The organism is Blautia sp. MCC283 (assembly GCF_018785565.1).
Classification (GTDB): Bacteria; Bacillota; Clostridia; order Lachnospirales; family Lachnospiraceae; genus Blautia_A.
Genome location: NZ_WQQB01000045.1, coordinates 294,855 through 317,698 on the forward strand (window position 1 = coordinate 294,855; position 22,844 = coordinate 317,698).

Consider the following 22,844-nt stretch of genomic DNA (forward strand, 5'->3'; position numbering starts at 1 on the left):
AAAGGATTTTTTTGTCATGAATATGCAACTATTCTACTTCATCTCTGCCAGAACTTCAAACGGTATGCTTCCGCCAAAAATATCCAGTGCACTGCCAACAGTCACGTCCAGTCTTCCCTGTCCTGCCCTTCGAAGTTCCTCAATATCTGCCATGGAGCCGACACCGCCTGCATAAGTTACCGGATGAGCTGTATACTGTCCCAGAAGTTCCGCAAGTTCTGTCTCAACACCATGAGCCTTTCCCTCCACATCCACTGCATGGACCAGAAATTCATCACAGTAACTTCCAAGCTTTTCCATCAGTTCCAGTGTCACGATCTCTTCTGTAAATTTCTGCCAGCGGTCTGTGACAATATAATAGTTACCGTCTTTTTTGCGGCAGCTTAAGTCTAGCACAAGATGTTCTTTTCCTGCTGCATTACGGATCTTCTCCAGATTTTCCCAGGAGATCACTCCGTTTTTAAACACATAGGAGGTTACGATCACATGGCTGGCACCAGCCTCCAGATACTCTGACGCATTCTCCGGGCAGATACCGCCTCCGATCTGAAGTCCTCTGGGATATCTTTTCAGGGCAAGAAGCGCCTGGGCTTTCGTCGCTTCATAGTTGGGAGAATCTTTTCCGTTCAAAAGGATCACATGACCGCCCTTTAATCCCGCCTTCTTATAAAGCTCTGCATAAAAAGCCGCATCCTGCTCTGACACAAAATTTTCTGCCGCCTGATCACCCTGATCTTTCAGGCTTCCTCCTACGATCTGTTTTACTTTTCCGTTATGTATATCAATGCATGGTCTGAATTTCATAATCCTGTCCTCCGTTTTCTTTCCATGCACTGATAATAGCATCAGAAGCAGTTTTATGCAATGCTGTGGTAAAATATCTGTAGCACCAGGTTACCTTACAGTTGCTGACCACGAAATAAACAGCAACTCTATCTGCCCTCTACCGCATTTCCTACTGCATTGCCAATATCATCCACCGCATTTCCTACGCCGTCGCCCAGGTCCTTCACACTGTCACCCAGCTCACCGGATACCGTTCCGTCATTTCCGGTTCCGTTGGCATCTGTAGTTCCAGGCGCTGCTGTTGTATTATTTCCATTTCCCGCAGGAGTCACGGTAATATTTCCACCGGCCATCTCATTGTTATCTGTGCCAGAATCTTCAATGATCCCGCCGTTGTCCATCACACCGTCATTATCTGTTTCATCTTCCATAATTCCATTTTCTGTGGCAGTATTTTCGTTTGTATTTTTTTTCTTATTTCTCTCATCATTATTTTTCTCGTCCACAGTTTCATCCGCATTATTTACCTCTGTACCACAGGCTGTAAATGTACACAGAGACAGAGTGAGCAAAGTGCCAAAAAGAATCGCCTTCCATTTTTTCATATGATCTTCTCCTTTTTCTGAAAAATTCTGTATTCCTAATATGGCACTTTTTCCAGTATTCTATCCTGGCAAAAATTTCAAAAATATTCTTTGCTATAAGGCCATATAGCGGACATTCGCATTCCGTTCCACTACATGCTCATGAATGAAATCGCTTCGCAATTTCATTCAAAAAAACGGGCTCCGCTTTTACACGAAACCCGTTTTTATTACCTGTATCATTCTGTTACAGATTAAACTGTCAACCTGTCAGGATCAGCCGATCACGTCACTCATATCGTAACGTCCTGCCGGTTTGCCGGCAAGGAATTTGGCTGCTTCTACAGCACCTTTTCCAAAAATAGCCTTGGAATATGCAGTATGCTTGAACTCGATCACTTCGTCCTGACCTGCAAAAATGATCTCATGCTCACCTACGATGGTTCCGCCACGAACTGCGGAGATTCCGATCTCCTTATCGTCACGTTTCTCACGTTTCTGGCTGCGGTCATATACATAATGATACTTGTTATCCATAACTTCATTAATGCTGTCTGCCAGTGCAAGTGCAGTACCACTTGGTGCGTCTACTTTCAGGCGGTGATGTTTCTCAACGATCTCCATGTCAAATCCTGCAGTTGCAAGAACCTTGGCAGCATCCTGAACCAGTTTCAGAAGTGTGTTGATGCCAAGAGACATGTTTGCGGATTTCAGCACTGCTATTTTTTTGGATGTCTCTTCTACTTTTGCAAGCTGCTCCTCGCTTAAGCCTGTGCTGCAGAGAACAACCGGGATCTGGCGTGCGGCACTGTACTCAAGAAGCTTGTCTGTTGCTTTTGCAGAGGAGAAATCAATGATCGCGTCTGCCTCTACCTGACATGTATCAATATCGGTAAATACCGGATAGCTGTTTTTTCCCTGATCTGCAATGTCGATGCCTGCCACGATCTCTGCATCCGGATCTTTCTCCACAATGCCACTGATCACCTGACCCATATGTCCGTTGCAGCCATGCATGATGATTTTTACCATAGTATATTCTCCTTTACCTTCCGCTTACAGTCTGATTATTTTGCAAGCTTAAGGCCGAATTTCTCGATCTCTTTTGCAAGAGCTGCCTTTGTGTCTTCTTCCATCTCGCAAAGTGGCATACGAAGCGGTCCTACGTTCATTCCCATAAGGTTCATAGCTGTCTTAACAGGAATCGGGTTTACTTCGCTGAACAGTGCGTTGATCAGCGGAAGAGCTTTCAGCTGATCCTCTGTTGCTCCCTTGGTATCACCGTCGAAATATTTCATGACCATGTCATGTGTAAACTTCGGTGCAACATTGGAAAGTACGGAAATAACACCAAGTCCGCCAAGAGAAAGAATCGGAAGTACCTGATCATCGTTTCCGGAGTAAAGCTCAAGCTGTCCGTCTGCCAGAGACATCATTTTGGCGATCTGGGAAAGATCTCCGGTTGCTTCCTTGATTCCGACAATGTTCTTTACATTCTTTGCAAGGTAAGCTGCTGTAGCCGGCTGGATGTTGCAGCCTGTACGGCTCGGTACATTGTACATGATGAGCGGAGTTTCCGGAACTGCATTGGCAATTGCTGTGTAATGAGCGATAAGTCCCTTCTGTGTAGCCTTGTTATAATAAGGTGTTACAATAAGAAGAGCGTCTGCACCATAGGAAGCTGCTTCCTTGGACATCATGATCGCTGTCTCTGTACAATTGGAACCTGTTCCTGCGATTACAGGCACACGTTTGTTAACTTTGTCAATTGTGAACTTGATTGTCTGAAGGTGCTCTCCGTGTGTCAGAGTAGAAGATTCTCCTGTTGTTCCGCAGATAACGATGGCGTCTGTGCTGTTCGCGATCTGATCCTCAAGGATCTCCTCAAGTTTCTCATAATTTACCTTACCGTCTTCGTGCATAGGTGTTACGATTGCAACGCCTGTTCCTTTAAAAATTGCCATTTGTCTTCCTCCTTCTTTCTTCTGTGAACTGTTGCTTATTTCCGTTCCTGTCCGGTCAGCTCTGTTGTCATTGTGGTAACACTGTCCACATATGGCTTCAGTGCTTCCGGAAGCCAGCGTCCGGTCATAACTATGTGCATACTTTCATCCTTCTGCTTAAGCATATCGATGATCGTCTCAACTGGAGCGATTCCTTTATCCATAAGCCCGAGGATTTCATCCAGCAGCAGAAAATCACACTCTCCGGTAGCAATTACCTTCCGTGCAAAATTAAGGCCGTTGAGAATATTGGTTCTCTCTTCTGTCTTTTCCTGCTCACTCAGGTCATTATAGCAGGTGTCCATTTTTTCGAAACGGAAAATCTTGAAATCAAGATTATCCAGATCCTCAAGAAAATCCAGTTCTCTGCGTTCCCTGCCCTTGAGAAACTGTATGATGATCACACTTTTTCCCTGCGCGGCAAAGCGCAAAGCCTGGCCGATAGCCAGTGTCGTCTTTCCTTTCCCGTTCCCGCAATAAACCTCTGTTATTTCTTTTTCCATGATTCTTCCTCTTACTGTTTAGTGAAACCGGTAATTCCCCATTTTTTTAATTTTTCTTATATTACCGCAGATTGGCTGGAAATGCAAGTGTTACCTTAATGTTCCCACCAATATTCCATAACCTGTCCAATGTTACTCAACATATTCCAATTTGCTCACCGAAACTTCATAGGCTATCCTTTTTTCTGTCTCATTTTCACTGATTCGTTTCATATATTCCCTGCTCTGAATTCTGCCCCAGATCAGCACATGTCCGCCTACTTCAAAAGCCGAAGCATATCTGGCATTTCTTCCCCAGCATATACATGGTATGTAATCGGATTTTCCGTAAGGACGGTTGACTGCCATCAGAAGATCCGCAATCTCTCTTCCAAGCGGAGTTTTTCTGTATACAGGCGGTTTGCAGATATACCCGTCCAGAAAAATCTGATTGACCGGTATGGATTCCTCTCCCTCTTCCACAAATTTCACTTCCCTGGCAAATACCGAAAGCACAAGTCTATTTCTCTTTTCCTCATGACGGTTATAGGACCGGAACTGTCCGTGGATTTCAATATACTCCCCAACATAGTCCTGGGTGATATCAATCAGACGCTCGGACACCATCACCGGAATCCTGTCCTCAGAATCGCTGAGACGTTTTACCAGAATATCCATCATATAAAACCCTTCTCCAAAAACCTGATGGCTGAAGGTAAATCCGGTGGCAATACGCCCCATAACCGATACCTGATTGTTTTCAATAATTTTATCTGCCATAATAAGTAGCTCTCCTTCCTCTTCGTGTATTTCGTCTATACCAATGTATGTGCATTTGGGGTATAATATGTCTGGAAAATGAAAAACTAAAAATATTTTTTTATATCTTGTAATCTCACGAAAATGTGATAAACTGTAAATTTGGACATCATTTTTAACAAAAAGATTACTTATATATGGAAAGAAAGGATTTGGATTATATGAAGACCAAGCGTGAAGATGTTCGTAACGTGGCCATTATCGCCCATGTCGATCACGGTAAAACAACACTTGTTGACGAGCTTTTGAAACAGAGCGGTGTTTTCCGTGAGAACCAGGAAGTCCAGGAACGTGTCATGGACTCCAACGATATTGAGCGTGAGCGCGGCATTACGATTCTCTCCAAAAACACCGCAGTTCATTACAAGGGTGTAAAAATCAATATCATCGACACTCCAGGCCATGCGGACTTCGGCGGCGAGGTAGAGCGTGTGCTGAAGATGGTAGACGGCGTTATTCTTCTTGTGGACGCCTTCGAGGGTGCCATGCCTCAGACTAAATTTGTACTTCGTAAAGCTCTCGAACTGAACCTGCATGTTATTGTCTGCATCAACAAGATCGACCGTCCGGAAGCACGTCCGGAGGAAGTTGTTGACGAAGTTCTGGAACTTCTCATGGATCTGGACGCATCTGACGAGCAGCTGGACTGCCCGTTCCTGTATGCCTCCGCAAAAGCCGGCTATGCAGTTCGTAACCTTGAGGACAAGCCTGAGAATATGGCTCCGCTTTTTGAGACCATCCTTGATGCAATTCCTGCTCCGGAGGGAGATCCGGACGGAGATACACAGGTTCTTATCAGCACCATCGACTACAATGAATATGTAGGCCGTATCGGTGTCGGTAAAGTTGAGCGCGGAACCATTTCCGTGAACCAGGAGCTGATGCTTCTGAACCATCATGACCCGGACAAACACGAGCGCGTAAAGATCAGCAAGCTCTACGAATTTGACGGCCTGAACAAGGTTGAAGTCAAGAGTGCTACCATCGGAGCCATCGTTGCGATCTCCGGTATTGCAGATATCCACATTGGAGATACACTCTGTGCAGGAGATAACCCGGAGTCCATTCCGTTCCAGAAGATTTCCGAGCCTACCATCTCCATGAACTTCCTTGTAAACGACAGCCCGCTTGCAGGACAGGAAGGTAAATTTATCACTTCCCGTCACCTTCGTGACCGCCTCTACCGTGAGCTGAATACAGACGTCAGCCTTCGTGTGGAAGACACAGATACAACTGAGTGCTTCAAGGTTTCCGGTCGTGGTGAGCTTCACCTTTCCGTTCTTATTGAGAACATGCGCCGTGAAGGATATGAATTTGCAGTCAGCAAACCGGAGGTTCTCTATCATACAGACGAGCGCGGACGCAAACTGGAGCCGATCGAGATCGCATATGTTGATGTTCCGGAGGAATTTTCCGGTACCATCATCCAGAAACTCAGCGAGCGTAAAGGTGAACTTCAGGGTATGAGCACAGCAAGCGACGGAACTGTACGTCTTGAGTTCTCCATCCCTTCCCGTGGACTGATCGGATTCCGTAACGAATTCCTTACCTCCACCAAGGGTACCGGTATCCTGAACACCATGTTTGACGGATATGCACCATACAAGGGAGACTTCCCGTATCGTAAACAGGGTTCCCTCATCGCTTTCGAGGCAGGCGAGACTGTAACTTACGGTCTTTTCTCCGCTCAGGAGCGTGGTACTCTCTTCGTCGGACCTGGCGAGAAGGTTTACAGCGGTATGGTTATCGGACAGAATGGTAAGGCTGAGGATATCGAGCTGAATGTCTGCAAGACCAAGCACCTCACCAACACCCGTTCTTCTTCGGCAGACGATGCGCTGAAGCTTGTTCCGCCTAAGGTATTAAGCCTTGAGCAGGCAATCGAGTTCATCGACCAGGATGAGCTTCTTGAGGTAACTCCTAAGAGCCTTCGTATCCGTAAACGTATCCTGGATTCCAGAGATCGAAAACGTGCTGCATTCCGCAAGAGCTGATAGAATTTTGACGATTATTTATTGTTTACTGGATTCTGGCAGTGTTTTGCAGTTATAAATGATTCGGATATATCTTTAACACGATTTACACAACTGTCATACGGGAATCATTTCCTGTATGGCAGTTTTTTTCTGGAATCATTTCCTGCATGACCGTTTCTTTCTGCAGGAAGAATCCAGGCTGCAGGATTCTCTGCCTGTGGCGAATTTCCCTGAACAACATCGGGCTTTCCTGCTCGCAGGATTCTGGCAGTTATCTCCTGCCCTGTTTTTCATTTTCAGACAAATCTATCCATTTCTTTCTGCATTCCTGAAAAAAGTCTCCATATATTTTGCTTAATTGTTCTGAAAACTCAAATAATTTCAAGTTTTTTTATCAATTATGGTTTGACGCTTTACCGTGACATGATATTTTTGTGAATTATTTATCAAAATTCTTCGTTATTTTCGTTAATTATTTATCACATTCGCTATTGACGTCTGGAATCTGTTAAATTATAATGTGTTCATGATTGATTGACAAAAGTTTAACGTTAATGTTTTAACTACATGATACGTTTTATCTTTTGCCAGCCCCTCATATGTGTGCATGTTTTTTGTCAGTGCTGACAAATATTTAACATGTTTTTTGTGCACAGTGCTGAATTTAAAGATTTTTTTTAAAGGATTTTTCAATAATTCAGCGTTCTGCGGAGTGAAATTTACAGTATTTTCCCCTGATTTTCTGTTCGTCATTTTGCACATAGCTGCAAAATTCAGAATTTGCGTTTTTTTCTGAATTTTGATACTATATAATCATCGAAACAGAAAATTCAATCAGATTGAATCAACCAAGCAACGCAGCGCGGGGACTTACAAAAACTCTGCAGCATCTGCCGGCATAAAAAACAGGCCCGCAGAACCACAGATCATTATCATATGAAAACAGGAGGATTCCACATGGCAAAGAAAGAAACTATCCCTACCATCATCGACACTCCAGAAGCCCTGACCGCGAAAATGGCTGCAATGAAAGAAGCACAGAAGATCTTCGCTACCTACACACAGGAGCAGGTTGACAAGATCTTTAAGGCAGCTGCTACTGCCGCCGACAAAATGCGTATCCCACTTGCCAAAATGGCCGTTGAAGAAACAGGCATGGGTATCATGGAAGATAAGGTTATCAAGAACCATTACGCAGCAGAGTATGTTTATAATGCATACAAGAACACACAGACATGTGGTGTTGTAGAAGAAGACAAGGCATACGGAATCAAGAAGATCCTGGAGCCTGTAGGACTGGTTGCCGCAGTTATCCCGACTACCAACCCGACTTCCACAGCAATCTTTAAATCTCTTATTTCTCTGAAAACACGTAACGCAATCATCATCAGCCCGCATCCGCGTGCCAAGAAGTCTACCATTGAAGCAGCGAAAGTTGTTCTGGATGCAGCTGTTGCCGCTGGTGCACCGGAAGGAATCATCGGATGGATCGATATCCCGAGCCTTGAGCTGACCAACATGGTTATGCAGAACGCAGATATCATCCTTGCAACCGGTGGTCCTGGAATGGTTAAGGCAGCTTACTCCTCCGGTAAACCTGCTGTTGGTGTTGGACCTGGAAATACACCTGCCATCATTGATGACAGTGCAGATATCCGTCTTGCAGTTAACTCCATTATCCACTCCAAGACATTTGACAATGGTATGATCTGTGCTTCCGAACAGTCCGTAACTGTTCTGGAGAGCATTTATAAAGAAGTAAAAGAAGAGTTCCTTTACAGAGGATGCTACTTCCTTAAAAAAGACGAGATCGAGAAAGTCAGAAAGACAATCCTCATCAACGGCGCTCTGAATGCCAAGATCGTAGGCCAGAAGGCAGCTACCATCGCCGAGATGGCAGGCGTTACCGTACCGGCTGAGACCAAGATCCTTATCGGTGAGGTTGAGTCCGTTGATATCAGCGAGGAATTCGCACACGAGAAACTTTCCCCTGTACTTGCCATGTACAAGGCTAAGAATTTTGACGATGCTATCGCAAAAGCTGAGCGTCTTGTTGCTGACGGCGGCTACGGCCATACATCTTCCCTCTACATCAACGTGAATGAGACAGAGAAGATGGATAAATTCGAGGCAGCTATGAAGACCTGCCGTATCCTTATCAATACGCCTTCTTCTCAGGGTGGTATCGGTGACCTTTACAACTTCAAACTTGCTCCATCCCTCACTCTTGGCTGCGGTTCCTGGGGCGGTAACTCCGTATCCGAGAACGTTGGTGTCAAGCACCTTCTGAATATCAAGACCGTTGCTGAAAGGAGAGAGAATATGCTCTGGATGAGAACACCGGAAAAGGTTTACTTTAAGAAAGGCTGTATGCCGGTTGCTCTTGACGAGCTCGGTACTGTTATGGGCAAGAAACGCTGCTTCATCGTAACAGACTCCTTCCTCTACAAGAACGGTTACACCAAACCGATCGAAGATAAACTGGATCAGATGGGCATCGTTCATACATGCTTCTCTGATGTAGCACCAGATCCATCTCTCGCTTCCGCAAAAGCCGGAGCCAAGGCTATGACAGCATTTGAGCCTGACTGCATCATCGCTCTTGGTGGTGGTTCCGCAATGGATGCCGGCAAGGTTATGTGGATGCTTTATGAGAATCCGGACGCTGACTTCTCCGATATGTCCATGGACTTCCTGGATATCCGTAAGAGAGTTTACACCTTCCCGAAGATGGGTAAAAAAGCTTACTTCGTAGCAATCCCGACATCTTCCGGTACAGGTTCCGAGGTTACACCTTTCGCCATCATCACAGATCAGGATACCGGCGTTAAATGGCCGCTGGCTGACTATGAGCTTCTTCCGGATATGGCGATCGTAGATACCAACAACATGATGAGCGCACCGAAGGGACTGACCCGTGCTTCCGGTATCGACGTTATGACACATGCAATCGAGGCTTATGTTTCCATGATGGCTTCCGATTACACAGACGGTCTTGCACTGAAAGCGATCAAACTGGTATTTGAGTATCTGCCACGTGCATATAAAGACGGCAACGATGTAGAGGCAAGAGACCATATGGCTAACGCTTCCTGCATGGCAGGTCTTGCATTCGCCAATGCATTCCTCGGTGTTAACCACTCTCTCGCTCACAAACTTGGTGCTTTCCATCACCTGCCACACGGTATCGCAAACGCAGTTGTTCTTCTGGATGTTATGCGTTACAACAGTGCTGAGGTTCCGACCAAGATGGGTACCTTCCCACAGTACCAGTATCCAAAGACACTTGCCCGCTATGCTGAGATCGGCCGTTCTGTAGGTCTTACAGGCAAGAACGATGCAGAAGTATTCGAAAAACTTCTCGCCAAACTGGATGACCTGATGAGAACAATCGAGATCATGCCTACAATCCGTGACTACGGCGTAGATGAGAAATACTTCCTGGAGACTCTGGATGAGATGTCCGAGCAGGCCTTCAATGACCAGTGCACCGGCGCTAACCCGAGATATCCACTTGTATCCGAGCTGAAAGATATCTATCTGAAGGCATACTACGGAGAAATGCCAAAGAAAGAAGAGAAAAAAGCCAAATAAATGTGGAACACCCTTCTAAGGGAAACACGGCCGGGAGTTTATTCGCTCCCGGCTGCGTTTCCTTTGCTTATTTCCCTCTTGCAAAAGATCCCCGATACAGTTCTGTATGAACAGGCTGTACCGGGGATCTCTTATATAATCGCTTTATAATTATCGTTTATTCTCGTTAATTTATTTCAGGCCATACTCTGCTGCAAGTTTCTTAAACTCCGGAAGAGAATTTACAATGGTATCATAAGATACACAGTATGCCAGTCTCACATAACCAGGGCATGCGAAGGAGCTTCCCGGTACCATGAGGATGTTATATTTCTTGCCGGCCTCGCAGAAGGCTTTTTCATCAGCTACCGGAGATTTTACGAAGAGATAGAACGCACCCTGTGGTTTGATGCACTCAAAGCCGCATTCTTTCAGGCCATTGTAAAGTGCCTGACGGTTTTTATCGTAAGCTGCAAGATCTGTCTTTGCATCTACACATTTCGCAACTACTTTCTGGATCAGGGATGGTGCATTTACGCAGCCAAGTGTACGGTTTGCGATGGTTGCAGCTGAGATCAGTTCTTCACTTCCGTCCGCCTCATCCGGGATCACCAGATATCCGATACGCTCTCCCGGAAGGGAAAGAGATTTGCTGTAAGAATATCCCACAACTGTATTGTCATAATATTTCGTCAGGTACGGAACTTCCACGCCATCGTAAGCCAGTTCACGGTATGGCTCATCGGAGATCAGGTAGATCACGGTTCCGAACTCTTTTTGTTTTGCTTCCAAAATTGCGGAAAGTTTCCTGATTGTTTCTTCTGAATATACAACTCCGGTTGGATTGTGCGGAGTATTTACGATAACTGCTTTTGTCTTCGGTGTGATCTTCTGCTCAAATTCAGCGAGATTTGGCTGGAAGGTTGTGGTATCCGGAGAGATTTCCACAAGGACACCGTCATAATTGCGGACATATGCACCGTATTCCAGAAAATATGGTGCAAAAACGATCACCTCTTCTCCCGGGTTCAGGATCGTCTTCAGAATTACGTTCAGGCCGCTTGCAGCGCCTACTGTCATGATCAGGTTCTTTGCAGAAAATTTTGTATCAAAACGTCTGTTTAAAGATTCTGCGATAGTCTGGCGTACATCTTCAAAACCTGCGTTGCTCATATATCCGTGAAGGACGGTCGGGTCCGTATTATTTACAAGATCGATAATGGCTTCACGAACACTGTCCGGCGCCGGTACACTTGGATTTCCAAGGCTGAAATCAAAAACCTTATCTGCGCCGTATTTTGCACGGAGGCGGTTTCCTTCCTCAAACATCATACGGATGGCAGAATTGTTTTTTACGTAGGGTTTCATTTTTTCTGATATCATTTCGTGTTCTCTCCTTTTATTCTGAGCAGGCTTGCTCCTCCTGATACAAGCAAGTCCCCACCCATTGCTTATTGCTTTTCACAACCCCACAGGGCTCTTCCCTGATCTGGTTTAATTTCTACATCATCATTTTCACCGTTTCCTGACAATCTTGTTTATAATTGTACCCCGTTTCCGTCTGGCGTGTCAATACTTTATCAAATTAAAGTGTATATAAAAAAATCCCTGGGAAAGTGACACACATTCCCAGGGAACTTCCTTTATTTGGTTAAACCCACATTATATACTTCTATTTCTCAACATCTGTTATCAAACTTATTGATTTCCCAGCTTCGTCCTCACACCCCACACAGCCAGCGAGCTTCCCACCAGCGCAACAACGAACCCGGTCAGGACATCTGTTGGATAATGGACACCAAGATACAATCTGGAAAATGCCACCAGCGCTGCCAGGACTACTGCCGGGATTCCAATTTTCTTCGGGAGCATCCGAAGCATTACCAGGGCAACGGCAAAGGATGCTGTTGTGTGGCCTGACGGAAAGGAGAAATCCGTTGGTTTGGCGATCAGCGGGATCAGAGCTTCGATTTCCGCAAAAGGCCTTGGCCTTGCTACTATGTTTTTGAGAAGCAGATTCGTAACGATCACTCCGAAAATCAGGGACAAAACTGCCGCATAGCCTGTTTTTCTTGTCTTTGGAACAGCAAGAAGAACAACTGCACAGAGGATCCAGAACCATCCTCCGTTTCCCAGAAATGTAACGATTTTCATAAATGGTGTCAGCATATCCGTTCTTAAATGCTGCTGGATCTGGAGAAGGATTTCTCCGTCCAGATTCTGTACTGACTGTAAAAAAGTATTCATATGTATTCCCTTCTCTTTCTGCTGCGACAGGTAGATAAAATACCCGGGCTTGTCTTCCGCCGCACATTCTTTACTGTTGATCATTATACCGTACATCTCTTGATTTTCTGAAAACGAAAACTAAATATTTTATAAACAAAACGCCCCTGCACTGTTCAAACCATCGCACAGCACAGAGGCGTCTCCTTCCCGTTACTCAAAACTTTCTATATCAACTTTTCTTTTTCTTTGCAGGATGCCTGCGCTTTGTATTTTATGCTTTACGCTCCGCGCTCTGCCTCCCGCTCCTTGTAATGATGTGCCTCCTCCAGCATCATATCTTTCACCTTCATCAGCCGGATCTGGGTACTTCTCTCGTTCTCGTCCAGCTTCATGGTGATGTATTTGATGTTTGCCTGTGCTTCCGGTATGATGACATGCTCCAGGGCGTTTACACGACGCCTTGTTTTTTCGATCTCAGAAGCCATCAGCTGACAGGCTTTTTCCACTTCTGCCAGTCGGAGCATATCCGGCAGGATATCTGCCAGAGATTTTACCGCTCCGTCCAGATCACTGGAGGTAAAAGCAAAACCATAGGAATAGATATCGTTGGCATCCGGGGTTCTTGTTTTGTATTCAAAAACAGGAATATCCACACTCATGACATTCTTTTTGCCGGTTTCCAGATAGACTTCCTGCTTGGGAGCCATCAGGGCAGTGTTCAGAGTCTCCTCCGACATTCCGGCTTTTGCAATGACAAAATTGGTGTTGGCACTTCGGATACCAGCCTCTACTTTTTTACGCAGCTCCATGTTCTCGCGCACCAGATCCAGGAACTGTCGCATCAGCTCGTCCCGCTTATCCTTCAGAAGCTTATGGCCACGGACTGCAGTCACCAGCTTCTTTTTCTGCTTCGTAAGCTCCATACGGGTAGGATTCACCTGTGTTGATGCCACAAATCATCCCCCCTTTATACTTTTCCGTAATACTGGTCAAGGAATTTGTCATCGATACGTTTCAGCTCGCTTCTCGGAAGAATGGAAAGCAGCTTCCAGCCGATGGCCAGGGTTTCCTCGATATCACGGTTTGCCTGATAGCCCTGGGAAACATATTCCTTCTCAAAAGCATCCGCAAATTTCGCATAGATCAGGTCAATGTCAGAGAGGGCAGCCTCACCAAGAATGGTCATCAGCTCTTTGGCCTCTTTACCACGGGCATATGCGGCAAACAGCTGGTTCATGGTGTTGGCATGGTCTGCTCTTGTCTTACCCTCACCGATACCTTTATCTTTCAGTCGTGACAGAGACGGAAGAACATCAATGGGCGGTGTGATTCCTTTACGGTAAAGCTCACGGCTCAGAATGATCTGTCCCTCTGTGATGTAACCGGTAAGGTCAGGGATCGGATGGGTCTTGTCATCCTCAGGCATGGTCAGGATCGGAACCATGGTGATACTTCCTGCTTTTCCTTTCTGACGGCCTGCACGCTCGTAGAGAGAAGCAAGGTCTGTATACATGTATCCGGGATATCCACGACGGCCCGGAACCTCTTTACGTGCTGCAGAAACCTCACGGAGAGCATCCGCATAGTTTGTGATATCTGTAAGGATTACAAGAACGTGCATGTCTTTTTCGAAGGCAAGATACTCTGCTGCTGTCAGTGCCATTCGCGGAGTAGCGATACGCTCAACAGCCGGGTCATTTGCCAGGTTTACAAAAAGAACAGTACGGTCTATAGCCCCAGTTTCCTTAAAGCTCTCTACGAAGAAGTTTGACTCCTCAAAAGTGATACCCATGGCAGCAAATACAACGGCGAACTGCTCGTCTTTTCCGCGAACCTTCGCCTGTCTCGCGATCTGTGCCGCAAGCTGTGCATGAGGAAGACCGGATGCGGAGAAGATCGGAAGTTTCTGCCCACGTACCAGGGTGTTCAGTCCGTCAATAGCGGATACACCGGTCTGGATAAACTCCTCCGGATAACTTCTGGCTGCCGGATTCATCGGCAGGCCATTGATATCTCTTCTCTCTTCCGGAAGGATCTCCGGACCGTCATCAATGGGACGGCCCAGTCCGTCAAAGACACGGCCCAGCATATCGCCGGATACACCAAGCTCCATGCTTCGTCCCAGAAAACGTACTTTACTGTTGGAAAGGTTGATACCTGTGGAACTCTCAAACAACTGTACCAGCGCATTGCTTCCGTCAATCTCCAGAACACGGCATCTTCTTGTTTCGCCATCGGCAAGCTCAATCTCACCCAGCTCGTCAAATGCCACATCTTCAACGCCTCGTACCAGCATCAAAGGGCCGGCAACTTCCTGTATGGTCCTATATTCTTTTGGCATTTTACAGGCCCTCCTTTCCCAGAAGTTCCGCAGTCTCTGCTGCAAGCTGGTGGGTTACCTTCTCATATTCCGCTGCCAGCTGATCTTCTTTTGTATATTTGTAACGGCCGATCTGCTCACGTACCGGCAGTTTTACGATATCATTGATATCTGCACCCTGTTTCAGCGCATCCAGGCCTGCATCATAGAATGCAAGTACCAGGCGCATCATGTTGTGCTGTTTTTCCAGAGATGTATAGGTATCGATCTCATGGAAAGAGTTCTGATGAAGGAAGTCCTCGCGGATGGAACGGGCTGCTTCCATTTTCAGGCGGTCGCCCGGAGAAAGTGCATCCATACCTACCATCTTTACGATCTCTTCCAACTCTGCCTCTTCCTGGAGAAGGGTCATCATTCTCTGACGGAGCTCCATCCAGTCCGGCGCCACATTTTCATCAAACCATCCACCTACACTGTCCAGATACAGGGAATAACTGGTCAGCCAGTTGATTGCCGGGAAGTGACGTTTGTATGCAAGGTTTGCATCCAGTCCCCAGAATACCTTCACGATTCGAAGTGTTGCCTGGGAAACAGGCTCGGAAATATCACCACCTGGAGGAGATACCGCACCGATAGCTGTCAGGGCACCTTCTCTTCCGTCTTTTCCATTACAGATCACGTGTCCGGCACGCTCGTAGAACTGTGCAAGACGGGAACCCAGATACGCCGGGTAACCTTCCTCACCTGGCATCTCCTCCAGTCGTCCGGACATCTCACGGAGAGCCTCGGCCCATCTGGAAGTGGAATCTGCCATCAGTGCTACAGAGTAACCCATATCACGGAAATACTCCGCAATGGTGATACCTGTGTAAATAGAAGCCTCACGTGCCGCAACCGGCATATCTGAGGTGTTTGCGATCAGAACAGTTCTCTCCATCAGAGACTGTCCGGTTTTCGGGTCTTTCAATTCCGGAAACTCGTTCAGAACGTCTGTCATCTCGTTTCCACGCTCACCGCAGCCGATATAAACTACGATATCTGCCTCTGCCCATTTTGCAAGCTGATGCTGGATAACGGTCTTGCCGCTTCCGAACGGGCCAGGAACTGCTGCCACACCACCCTTGGCGATTGGGAACATGGTATCAATAACACGCTGGCCTGTTACCAGAGGTTTTGCCGGCGGAAGTTTTTTCTTGTATGGACGGCCACGTCGTACCGGCCAGTGCTGCATCAGTGTCAGTTCTTTATCTCCGTCTGCCGTGGAAAGAACTGCAACGGTCTCATCTACGGTAAACTCACCGGATCTGATCTCTTTCAGAGTACCTTTCATATTGGGTGGTACCATGATCTTCTGTGTAACAACGATGGTCTCCTGAACAGTTCCGAGAACATCGCCGCCTTCCAGCTCATCTCCCACTTTCGCAACCGGGACGAAATTCCATTTTTTGTCCCGCTTCAGTGCAGGTACCTCAACACCTCGTTTCAGGTTGTTGCTGCCTGCTACTTTCATAATGTCATCCAGCGGACGCTGGATTCCATCGTAAATACTTGTGATAAGGCCAGGTCCCAGTTCCACGGAAAGGGGAACTTCCATAGACTCTACCGGTTCTCCCGGGCGAAGTCCTGAAGTCTCCTCATATACCTGTATGGAAGCCTCATCTTCATGCATCTCAATAATCTCACCGATCAGACGCTGGCTGCTTACACGAACCACGTCATACATATTCGCATCTCGCATACCTTTGGCAATTACCAGCGGTCCTGCTACCTTCTTAATGGTCCCTCTGCTCATCTGAACCAATCACCTGCTTTCTTGTCACTCATTGCTGAAAAGAATATCGGAGCCAACTGCCGTCTCCACAGATTTCTTTACATTTTCAATTCCTGCGCCTGTATTTCCGGCAATTCCCGGTATCTGAATGATCGCCGGCATCAGCGCTTCACTGTATTTACTGATCTCAGCGGAAAGCTGGGCTGCCAGCTGTTCCGTAATATAAATAACCGCATATTCACCGGCTGCCAGACGGTTTAGCTTCTCTTTTCCCTCTGCGGGATCTTCCACCGGAAAGGTATCAAGGCCAAGCGCCGCAAACCCGTAAATGCTGTTATAATCACCCAAAACCGCGATCTTATACATACATTTCCCTTGCCCTTTCCCGGATAAACTCTTCCGGAAGGCCGCTGCGCTTTCCGGTGAGAATGATCCGCACCGTCTTGATCTCATTCTCACGGGCGAGCACATAGGCTACCAGCGGTCCCAGTGAAAATGAATTGTACAGCTGAGGTCGGATAGTCTCCATGATCTGGTTGTCACACCATCTCTCAAAAGCGGAAGCCGATTCCGCCAGTGCCAGAGCTCCGTCCCCGTATTTCGTTTCTGCCAGATAACTCATGATCTGATCCATTCCGCTGACTGCAGCGTGGATCAGTCTTTCCTTATCCAGTGTGTCACATTCTGCCATAGCTTTTTTCATGAAGTCCGAACTTTTTCCTGTTTTGCAGGCACGGACTGCGATCCGGATATCTGCTACCGCAACTGTAGATTCCGCATACTGCCGGACGATCTCTTCTTTCGATCTCTCCCCGGCCGCTCTTATGGCATCCAGTGCCGCCCGGTCTACGATAATATCCGCAAGCTGTCCATCTCTTGTGTGCAAAAAGGTCTCATAGGCTTCTCTTGCCGCTTCCCGCATATCTTCCGGAAAACGGTCGTATTCTTTATCCTTCAGGAATTTCACCATATCCTCGCCGTCAATGGCACAGTCGCTGAAAAAAATATTCGGCGTTGTCCCATCCAGGATGCTGGCCTTCACAGCCGCTTTCAGGTTATGGAAAAGATCCTGATAAGAGAGAACGGAAAAAACAGATCGGTCCGCTACCAGCGAATCCATGATCTCCCAGATCTTTTCTCGCTCCCTGGAAAGAATGGCGTCCGCACCGGCTGCAGGATCACCGTTTCCCCAGCCCTTCTCTGTAAGGATCTGAAGGCACTGCTGCTCATCCTGACATGCCAGAAGCTGTTCGATCGCCGCCTGATTCAGAAGTCCGGTCTCCAGAACACGTATCCGCGCCACCGCATAGGCATAATCTTCACCAAACATATTTCACGCCCTCCTTTTTGCGATGGTGTTTTACGCAAACAAAATCTTTCTTACCTGATCCAGAAGTTCATCCCGTTTCTCTGCAAACATGGCATCAATGGAACAGTTTTCCTCAATGCCGCCGTATACCAGGATAAAACCTCCGTCTATATTTCTGGCTTCACCGGAAATCTCCAGTGTGCCGCCTTTTTTCTGTGCCAGGCCTTTAATCTCCTCACGGAAATTCGCCGGCATACGTTCCAGATCCTTCTTTGAAAAACAGATCTCTCCTTCTCTTGGAAGCAGATATTTCTCTGCCATACTCTTAAGGATCTCAAAATATTTTCCTTCATCCAGATTCTTCACACGGTCACAGGCATCCGCAATCACCTTCCCGATCAGCTCCTGCTTGGCTGCAAGAACTGCGGTACGTTTCTTCATATCTGCGGCGGAAGCTGTCCGCTCTTCATAGCTTTTCACCTTTGCCCTGGACTGTTCTTCCCTCTGCTGCCGAATCTTATCAGCTTTTTCTCCGGCTTCCCCGAGGATCTCCGCGGCTTTTTTCTCCGCGTCACTGATCATAACGGCTGCAGAAGCATCGGCTTCTTCAAGAATCTGGCTTACCATCTTCTCTAATCCTGTCATGATCTGCCCCTCCTGATGAATCAAACCTGAATTCCGCTGACTGCAAGAATAGAGATCAGAAGAGCCAGAATCGCATATGTCTCAACCATTGCCGGGAAAAGCATAGCTTTACCGAACTGCTCCGGCTTCTTGGCTACGATGCCGATGGAAGCTACGGAAGTTTTTCCCTGATGGATCGCGGAAAGAAGGCCTGCAATGGCGATCGGGAGACATGCCACAAAGATCATAAGTCCGGTTTCCAGAGAAATATCGGCAACACCGCCGCCCAGGATCCCGACCTTGGAAAGTGCAAGGAATGCTACCAGCAGTCCGTAAATACCCTGGGTACCAGGAAGAAGCTGAAGAAGCAGAACCTTGGCAAATTTGTCCGGATCTTCTGTTACAACACCTGCTGCTGCACGGCCGGCTGTACCAACGCCGATAGCGGAACCTATACCTGCAAGAGCTACGGAAATTGCTGCTCCCAATAATGCCCAAACGATACCACTCATAATATTAATCCTCCTTAATATCTACATATTTTGTATTTTCGCGGAAGGGGTGGAACTCTTTTCCTCCGCCCTCAAAGAATTTGCCGAAGAACTCTACGTACTGTAATCGGCAGGTGTGCACGTATGCACCCAGAAGATTGATCAGAAGGTTAAACGTATGACCAATCACAAATACAAGAATAAATACGATCCATCCAAAAATACTGTCTCCCAGCATACTGCCCATCTGGTTCATAACCGACGCAATAACACCGGTGGCAAGTCCCAGGGCCAGAAGTCTGGAATAGGAAAGGATATCACTGACCCATCCTGTGATGTTATAAAGGTCGTAAGCTCCAAGCGCCAGCCGGAGGAACGGATTCTTCTTATCTCTTCCTGACATGAAGAGAATTCCCACTGCTCCGATGATGGCCATCCATTTGCCCACCTGTATCACTGCGGGCGGAAGGTTCAAGTCCATCTGAGAAATAGAACGGAACATACTGCTCGGGATAAAGATAAGGATCAGTCCCATAAGGAGCATGAACCAGAGTACTACATCGCAGAAAAAGTCGAGATATTTTCTGTCACGGATCAGCATGTAGCCCTTAAGTCCCATTCCAAGGAACATATGGATCAGACCAAACAGCATGGAGAACACCAGAAGTCTCATAGGCTCATTCAACGGTGCAAACCATACCGGCTTCACAGTGACCGGTTTATGCAGATATACTCTTGAGAATACATCGATAAAATCTCCGAAATATCCGCCAAACATTACGCCCCAGAACAAAGTGGACAGTCCACAGTACATGAACAGCCGGATGGATTTCTGCATTCCGCTTTCCATTCTGGGGAATTTCAGAAGCACTCCCAGACAGACCGCAAACACGATCAGTCCGTAGGCTGCATCTGATAGCATCAGTCCGAAAAGGAATACATAGCAGGCTGTCATAATGGTGGACGGATCGATCTCTCCCTTTCCGGGAAGACCAAACGCTGCAAGAACTCCTTCTCCTGCCGCTCCGAATCTGCTGTTCTGAAGGGCAACCGGAACATTTTCTCCATCAGCATCTTCTGCTTCAAAAACAATATCGTACTTCTCCGTAAGCCGTTTCTCCATTGCGGGAACCTGTTTCTTTGGAAGATATCCTGTCACAAAAAAAGTGCTCTCTGACTGGCGGAGCTGACCTAAAACTTCATATTTCTGTGCACGGATCCGGAAGTAATCGGATACAAGCTGAAGGGAATTCTTCCTGTCATGAAGATCACGGATCTGCTCCCGGATCTGTTCGGATTCTTCCTGGATGCGCACCACTTCATTCTTAAGGTTCTCCAGTTCCTGTGCCGGAACCTCTGATACCAGCTGTGCCGGTCTTGCGAATCCCTGCATGCGGAGTGCTTCTTCCATCTCCTGTGCCTGTGTCTTCAGACAGACAACCACCAGGCTCAGCTTACCGGCATCATTTGAGATTTCCTGGATGTCAAAAGCTTCAAGCTGTGGTGCGTCCACTGCCAGCTGACTGTATACCTGGTCCAGAGTTACATTCCCGTCAATACTTCCCACAAGTACTGCCGTTTTCGCTGTTCCCTGCGAATTCATGGGGATATCCAGATCCAGCCATGGAGCAAGTGCCGCTTCCTGCTGTTCGATCTTAACAACTGCTGCGCTGTTCTCTGTGAGTTTCTTCCGGTACCCCTGGATCTCTCTGGCTGTCCTCAGGATCTCTTCCTGATCCCGGATGGCTTCTTCCTCCTGCTTTCTTCCGATCAGAGGCTTTCCTGCCAGGGATGCCAGCATAGATCCCTTCTCCTTCGAAAATTCATCCAGAATCTCGATTGCCTGATCGCACAGGGATGCGTTCTTTTCGAAGATCAGTCTGGCATTCATGGTATCCATGGTCTTAAGTTCCGGGTCCAGTTCCGCCGCATCGATCTCCAATACTCCAAGTGACTGCAGTTCTTCCAATATGGCCTTACGGTTCTTCTTCATTGCGCAGATACTGATTCGCTGCATCTGCAATACTGCCATTTTCGCATTCCCCCTCTCAGAACAAACTGTCCATTACTGTCTGGATGGCCTGCTCATGCCTCGACTCCGCTTTCTTTTTCAAAGCTGCAAGCTCCTCCTCTGCCTGTCCAACGACAGTGTTCTCTGTACTGTGTGCACGTTCTTCGGCTGCTTTCATATCAGATGCCGCCTGTTCACCTGCGGTTATTTCCGCTTTTCTGATAATCTCCTCCGCCTCTTTCTCAGCTTCGCTGATGATGTTCTGTGCACGGACGGATGCGTCTTTTATTTTCTGCTGTGCTTTTGCCTCCGCCTCTTTCACTGCCTTGATCGTTTCCTGGATCATCTGATCACCGCCTCTCTGCATATCCAAATTGTACCACAACTTTTTATCTAAAACAATGTTTATTATGCAATTTAACGAAAAATATATTCTTTTTGCGTCAAAAAATCGTCAAATTCGTTATATTTTTACCATTTTTTCGCAAACTTTTTATTTGTTTATTCTGTTCATATTTTTTGTTTTTATTCACAAAAAATGTTCCACACAGCACAAAAAAGCCATCTGCCAGATGAAATCACTTTTTACGTTTTCATCTGGTAAATGGCTTTTGATCTTCTGGCTTTTGATTCTCTTTACATTTGCTGCCTGTCAGTTATATATATAATTTGCGTAATCTTCGCTTCCAAGGTTTTCTGCGTCGATCCATGCAGGGTCAAGTAAAACTTTTTTCTCAATTTTTGTTTCTTTCTTCGGTGCGGTGGACTGAATGGCTGCCCACATGGTCTGATATCCCATTGCATACGGATTCTGTGAAAGAACTCCAAGCTCCTGTCCGTTTTTAATTGCTTCCTGCTGTTTGCTGGTGGCATCCACACCTACCATGGCAACTTTATTCTCACCGTTGTCTTTATTTACTTCCAGAAACATCTCGGAAACATTGGCATTGGTGCAGAAAACTCCATCCAGTGCAGGATATTTATCCAGAACTTCTTTCATCGCTTCTTTCATATCATCAACCTGATCAGAATATACAGTTTCTACAACTTTAATGTCTGTATAATTTGCGATATTATCCAGAAATCCCTTTACACGCTCCTGTGAACTCTGGGTCTTCTCCTGTGCGGAAAAAATTGCTACATTTCCCATTTTTCCAATGGCGCTTCCAAGCTTATATGCAGCGTACTTACCAATCTGTGTATTGTCTGTTCCCCGAAAAGCTCTGACCAGTTTCGTATCGCTGACATTAGAATCAAATGCGATCACAGGAATGCCGTTTTCTTTGGCAGCTTCCAGCTGTGCCTGGCAGGAATCCATGTCTCCGGCAGAAAGGCATACTACAGATGGATTCTCGGCAATTACCGCATCAAGAGTATTGATCTGACTTTCTACATCTTCCTCGTTATCCGGTCCTTCGAAAGTCATTGTGATCTGCTTGTCTTTCTTGAAGCCGTATGCCTCATTCACATCTTTGACAGCAGCTTCCATTCCTTCTTTCACTTTATCCCAGAATTCGCCTTTTTTGCATTTGCTGACAACAGCTATTCTGGCACCTTCTTCAATAGAAAGGTTATCGTCGATCTCCGGGATGAGTGGACTCTTTTTCTCTTCTGCTTTCTTGGCTTCCGGGGTTTCCTGGGCATCTGCTACAAGCGGTGCAACAAGCTTCTCTGCTTCTTCTTTCTGGCATCCTGTCAGCAGGGTTACCGTAGCCAACAAGGCTACCGACGCTACTGCAGCTCTTCTCATTTTAATCTCCTCTTCCTCGCTGGTTACTGTTCTTCATCGTCTGCATTATCCGTCTACAGTAACTTATACTTTACAAAACTCTTACATTTGGTTACTCGCTTTTTACATTATACACT

General features: G+C 46.7%; 20 protein-coding genes. 2 read left to right on the forward strand and 18 right to left on the reverse strand.

What is annotated here, in order from left to right:
• Window positions 1-33: 33 nt before the first annotated feature.
• From hisA to GPK81_RS14000, 6 genes are all read right to left on the reverse strand, one after another.
• The gene (gene hisA, locus GPK81_RS13975) at window positions 34-804 is read right to left on the reverse strand and encodes a phosphoribosylformimino-5-aminoimidazole carboxamide ribotide isomerase (protein ID WP_021975797.1); all 771 of its coding nucleotides are present in this window, start codon (window positions 802-804) and stop codon (window positions 34-36) included.
• Between the two features lie 128 nt (window positions 805-932).
• Window positions 933-1,391 (reverse strand): hypothetical protein, encoded by a 459-nt coding sequence (locus tag GPK81_RS13980; protein ID WP_021975798.1) that lies wholly within the window; start codon window positions 1,389-1,391, stop codon window positions 933-935.
• Between the two features lie 255 nt (window positions 1,392-1,646).
• Window positions 1,647-2,402, reverse strand: coding sequence for a 4-hydroxy-tetrahydrodipicolinate reductase (gene dapB, locus GPK81_RS13985; RefSeq protein WP_215707234.1), 756 nt, complete (start codon window positions 2,400-2,402; stop codon window positions 1,647-1,649).
• A gap of 35 nt (window positions 2,403-2,437) precedes the next feature.
• Window positions 2,438-3,334 carry a 4-hydroxy-tetrahydrodipicolinate synthase gene (dapA, locus tag GPK81_RS13990; RefSeq protein ID WP_021975800.1) on the reverse strand — a complete coding sequence of 299 codons (897 nt, stop codon included), beginning with the start codon at window positions 3,332-3,334 and terminating at the stop codon, window positions 2,438-2,440.
• 35 nt (window positions 3,335-3,369) lie between these two features.
• A complete protein-coding gene (locus GPK81_RS13995; protein ID WP_021975801.1) occupies window positions 3,370-3,876 on the reverse strand; it encodes a cob(I)yrinic acid a,c-diamide adenosyltransferase in 507 nt (168 codons plus the stop codon).
• Window positions 3,877-4,008: 132 nt separating this feature from the next.
• Entirely contained in the window at window positions 4,009-4,635 is a 627-nt protein-coding gene (locus GPK81_RS14000) for a single-stranded DNA-binding protein (RefSeq protein WP_021975802.1), read from the reverse strand.
• Between the two features lie 200 nt (window positions 4,636-4,835).
• Here GPK81_RS14000 and typA point away from each other — a divergent pair, with 200 nt between their 5' ends.
• Both typA and adhE read left to right on the forward strand, forming a co-directional pair.
• Window positions 4,836-6,668, forward strand: coding sequence for a translational GTPase TypA (typA, locus tag GPK81_RS14005; protein ID WP_021975803.1), 1,833 nt, complete (start codon window positions 4,836-4,838; stop codon window positions 6,666-6,668).
• Window positions 6,669-7,607: 939 nt separating this feature from the next.
• Complete coding sequence (gene adhE / locus GPK81_RS14010; RefSeq protein ID WP_118061794.1) at window positions 7,608-10,244, forward strand: bifunctional acetaldehyde-CoA/alcohol dehydrogenase; 2,637 nt, start codon at window positions 7,608-7,610, stop codon at window positions 10,242-10,244.
• A gap of 171 nt (window positions 10,245-10,415) precedes the next feature.
• Here adhE and GPK81_RS14015 read toward each other — a convergent pair whose 3' ends face one another.
• The 12 genes from GPK81_RS14015 to GPK81_RS14070 form a co-directional block, all read right to left on the reverse strand.
• A complete protein-coding gene (locus tag GPK81_RS14015; protein WP_118070896.1) occupies window positions 10,416-11,606 on the reverse strand; it encodes a pyridoxal phosphate-dependent aminotransferase in 1,191 nt (396 codons plus the stop codon).
• A gap of 315 nt (window positions 11,607-11,921) precedes the next feature.
• Window positions 11,922-12,470 (reverse strand): phosphatase PAP2 family protein, encoded by a 549-nt coding sequence (locus GPK81_RS14020; RefSeq protein WP_215707235.1) that lies wholly within the window; start codon window positions 12,468-12,470, stop codon window positions 11,922-11,924.
• Window positions 12,471-12,730: 260 nt separating this feature from the next.
• Window positions 12,731-13,405 (reverse strand): V-type ATP synthase subunit D, encoded by a 675-nt coding sequence (locus GPK81_RS14025; RefSeq protein WP_021975777.1) that lies wholly within the window; start codon window positions 13,403-13,405, stop codon window positions 12,731-12,733.
• A gap of 14 nt (window positions 13,406-13,419) precedes the next feature.
• Window positions 13,420-14,793 (reverse strand): V-type ATP synthase subunit B, encoded by a 1,374-nt coding sequence (locus tag GPK81_RS14030; protein ID WP_118061791.1) that lies wholly within the window; start codon window positions 14,791-14,793, stop codon window positions 13,420-13,422.
• Between the two features lies 1 nt (window position 14,794).
• The gene (locus tag GPK81_RS14035) at window positions 14,795-16,564 is read right to left on the reverse strand and encodes a V-type ATP synthase subunit A (RefSeq protein ID WP_215707236.1); all 1,770 of its coding nucleotides are present in this window, start codon (window positions 16,562-16,564) and stop codon (window positions 14,795-14,797) included.
• Between the two features lie 24 nt (window positions 16,565-16,588).
• Window positions 16,589-16,909, reverse strand: a complete 321-nt coding sequence (locus GPK81_RS14040) for a V-type ATP synthase subunit F (protein ID WP_021977446.1) — start codon at window positions 16,907-16,909, stop codon at window positions 16,589-16,591.
• Window positions 16,902-17,873, reverse strand: coding sequence for a V0D/AC39 family V-type ATPase subunit (locus GPK81_RS14045; protein ID WP_021977447.1), 972 nt, complete (start codon window positions 17,871-17,873; stop codon window positions 16,902-16,904). The genes GPK81_RS14040 and GPK81_RS14045 overlap by 8 nt, the downstream gene beginning before the upstream one ends.
• Before the next feature lie 30 nt (window positions 17,874-17,903).
• Complete coding sequence (locus tag GPK81_RS14050; RefSeq protein WP_021977448.1) at window positions 17,904-18,497, reverse strand: V-type ATP synthase subunit E; 594 nt, start codon at window positions 18,495-18,497, stop codon at window positions 17,904-17,906.
• Between the two features lie 20 nt (window positions 18,498-18,517).
• Entirely contained in the window at window positions 18,518-18,988 is a 471-nt protein-coding gene (locus GPK81_RS14055) for a V-type ATP synthase subunit K (protein ID WP_015526259.1), read from the reverse strand.
• A 4-nt stretch (window positions 18,989-18,992) separates the two neighbouring features.
• Window positions 18,993-20,999, reverse strand: coding sequence for a V-type ATP synthase subunit I (locus GPK81_RS14060; protein WP_215707237.1), 2,007 nt, complete (start codon window positions 20,997-20,999; stop codon window positions 18,993-18,995).
• A gap of 16 nt (window positions 21,000-21,015) precedes the next feature.
• Window positions 21,016-21,324, reverse strand: coding sequence for a V-type ATPase subunit subunit G family protein (locus tag GPK81_RS14065; protein WP_178087484.1), 309 nt, complete (start codon window positions 21,322-21,324; stop codon window positions 21,016-21,018).
• A gap of 306 nt (window positions 21,325-21,630) precedes the next feature.
• Complete coding sequence (locus GPK81_RS14070; RefSeq protein ID WP_174087909.1) at window positions 21,631-22,728, reverse strand: substrate-binding domain-containing protein; 1,098 nt, start codon at window positions 22,726-22,728, stop codon at window positions 21,631-21,633.
• Window positions 22,729-22,844 lie beyond the last annotated feature (116 nt).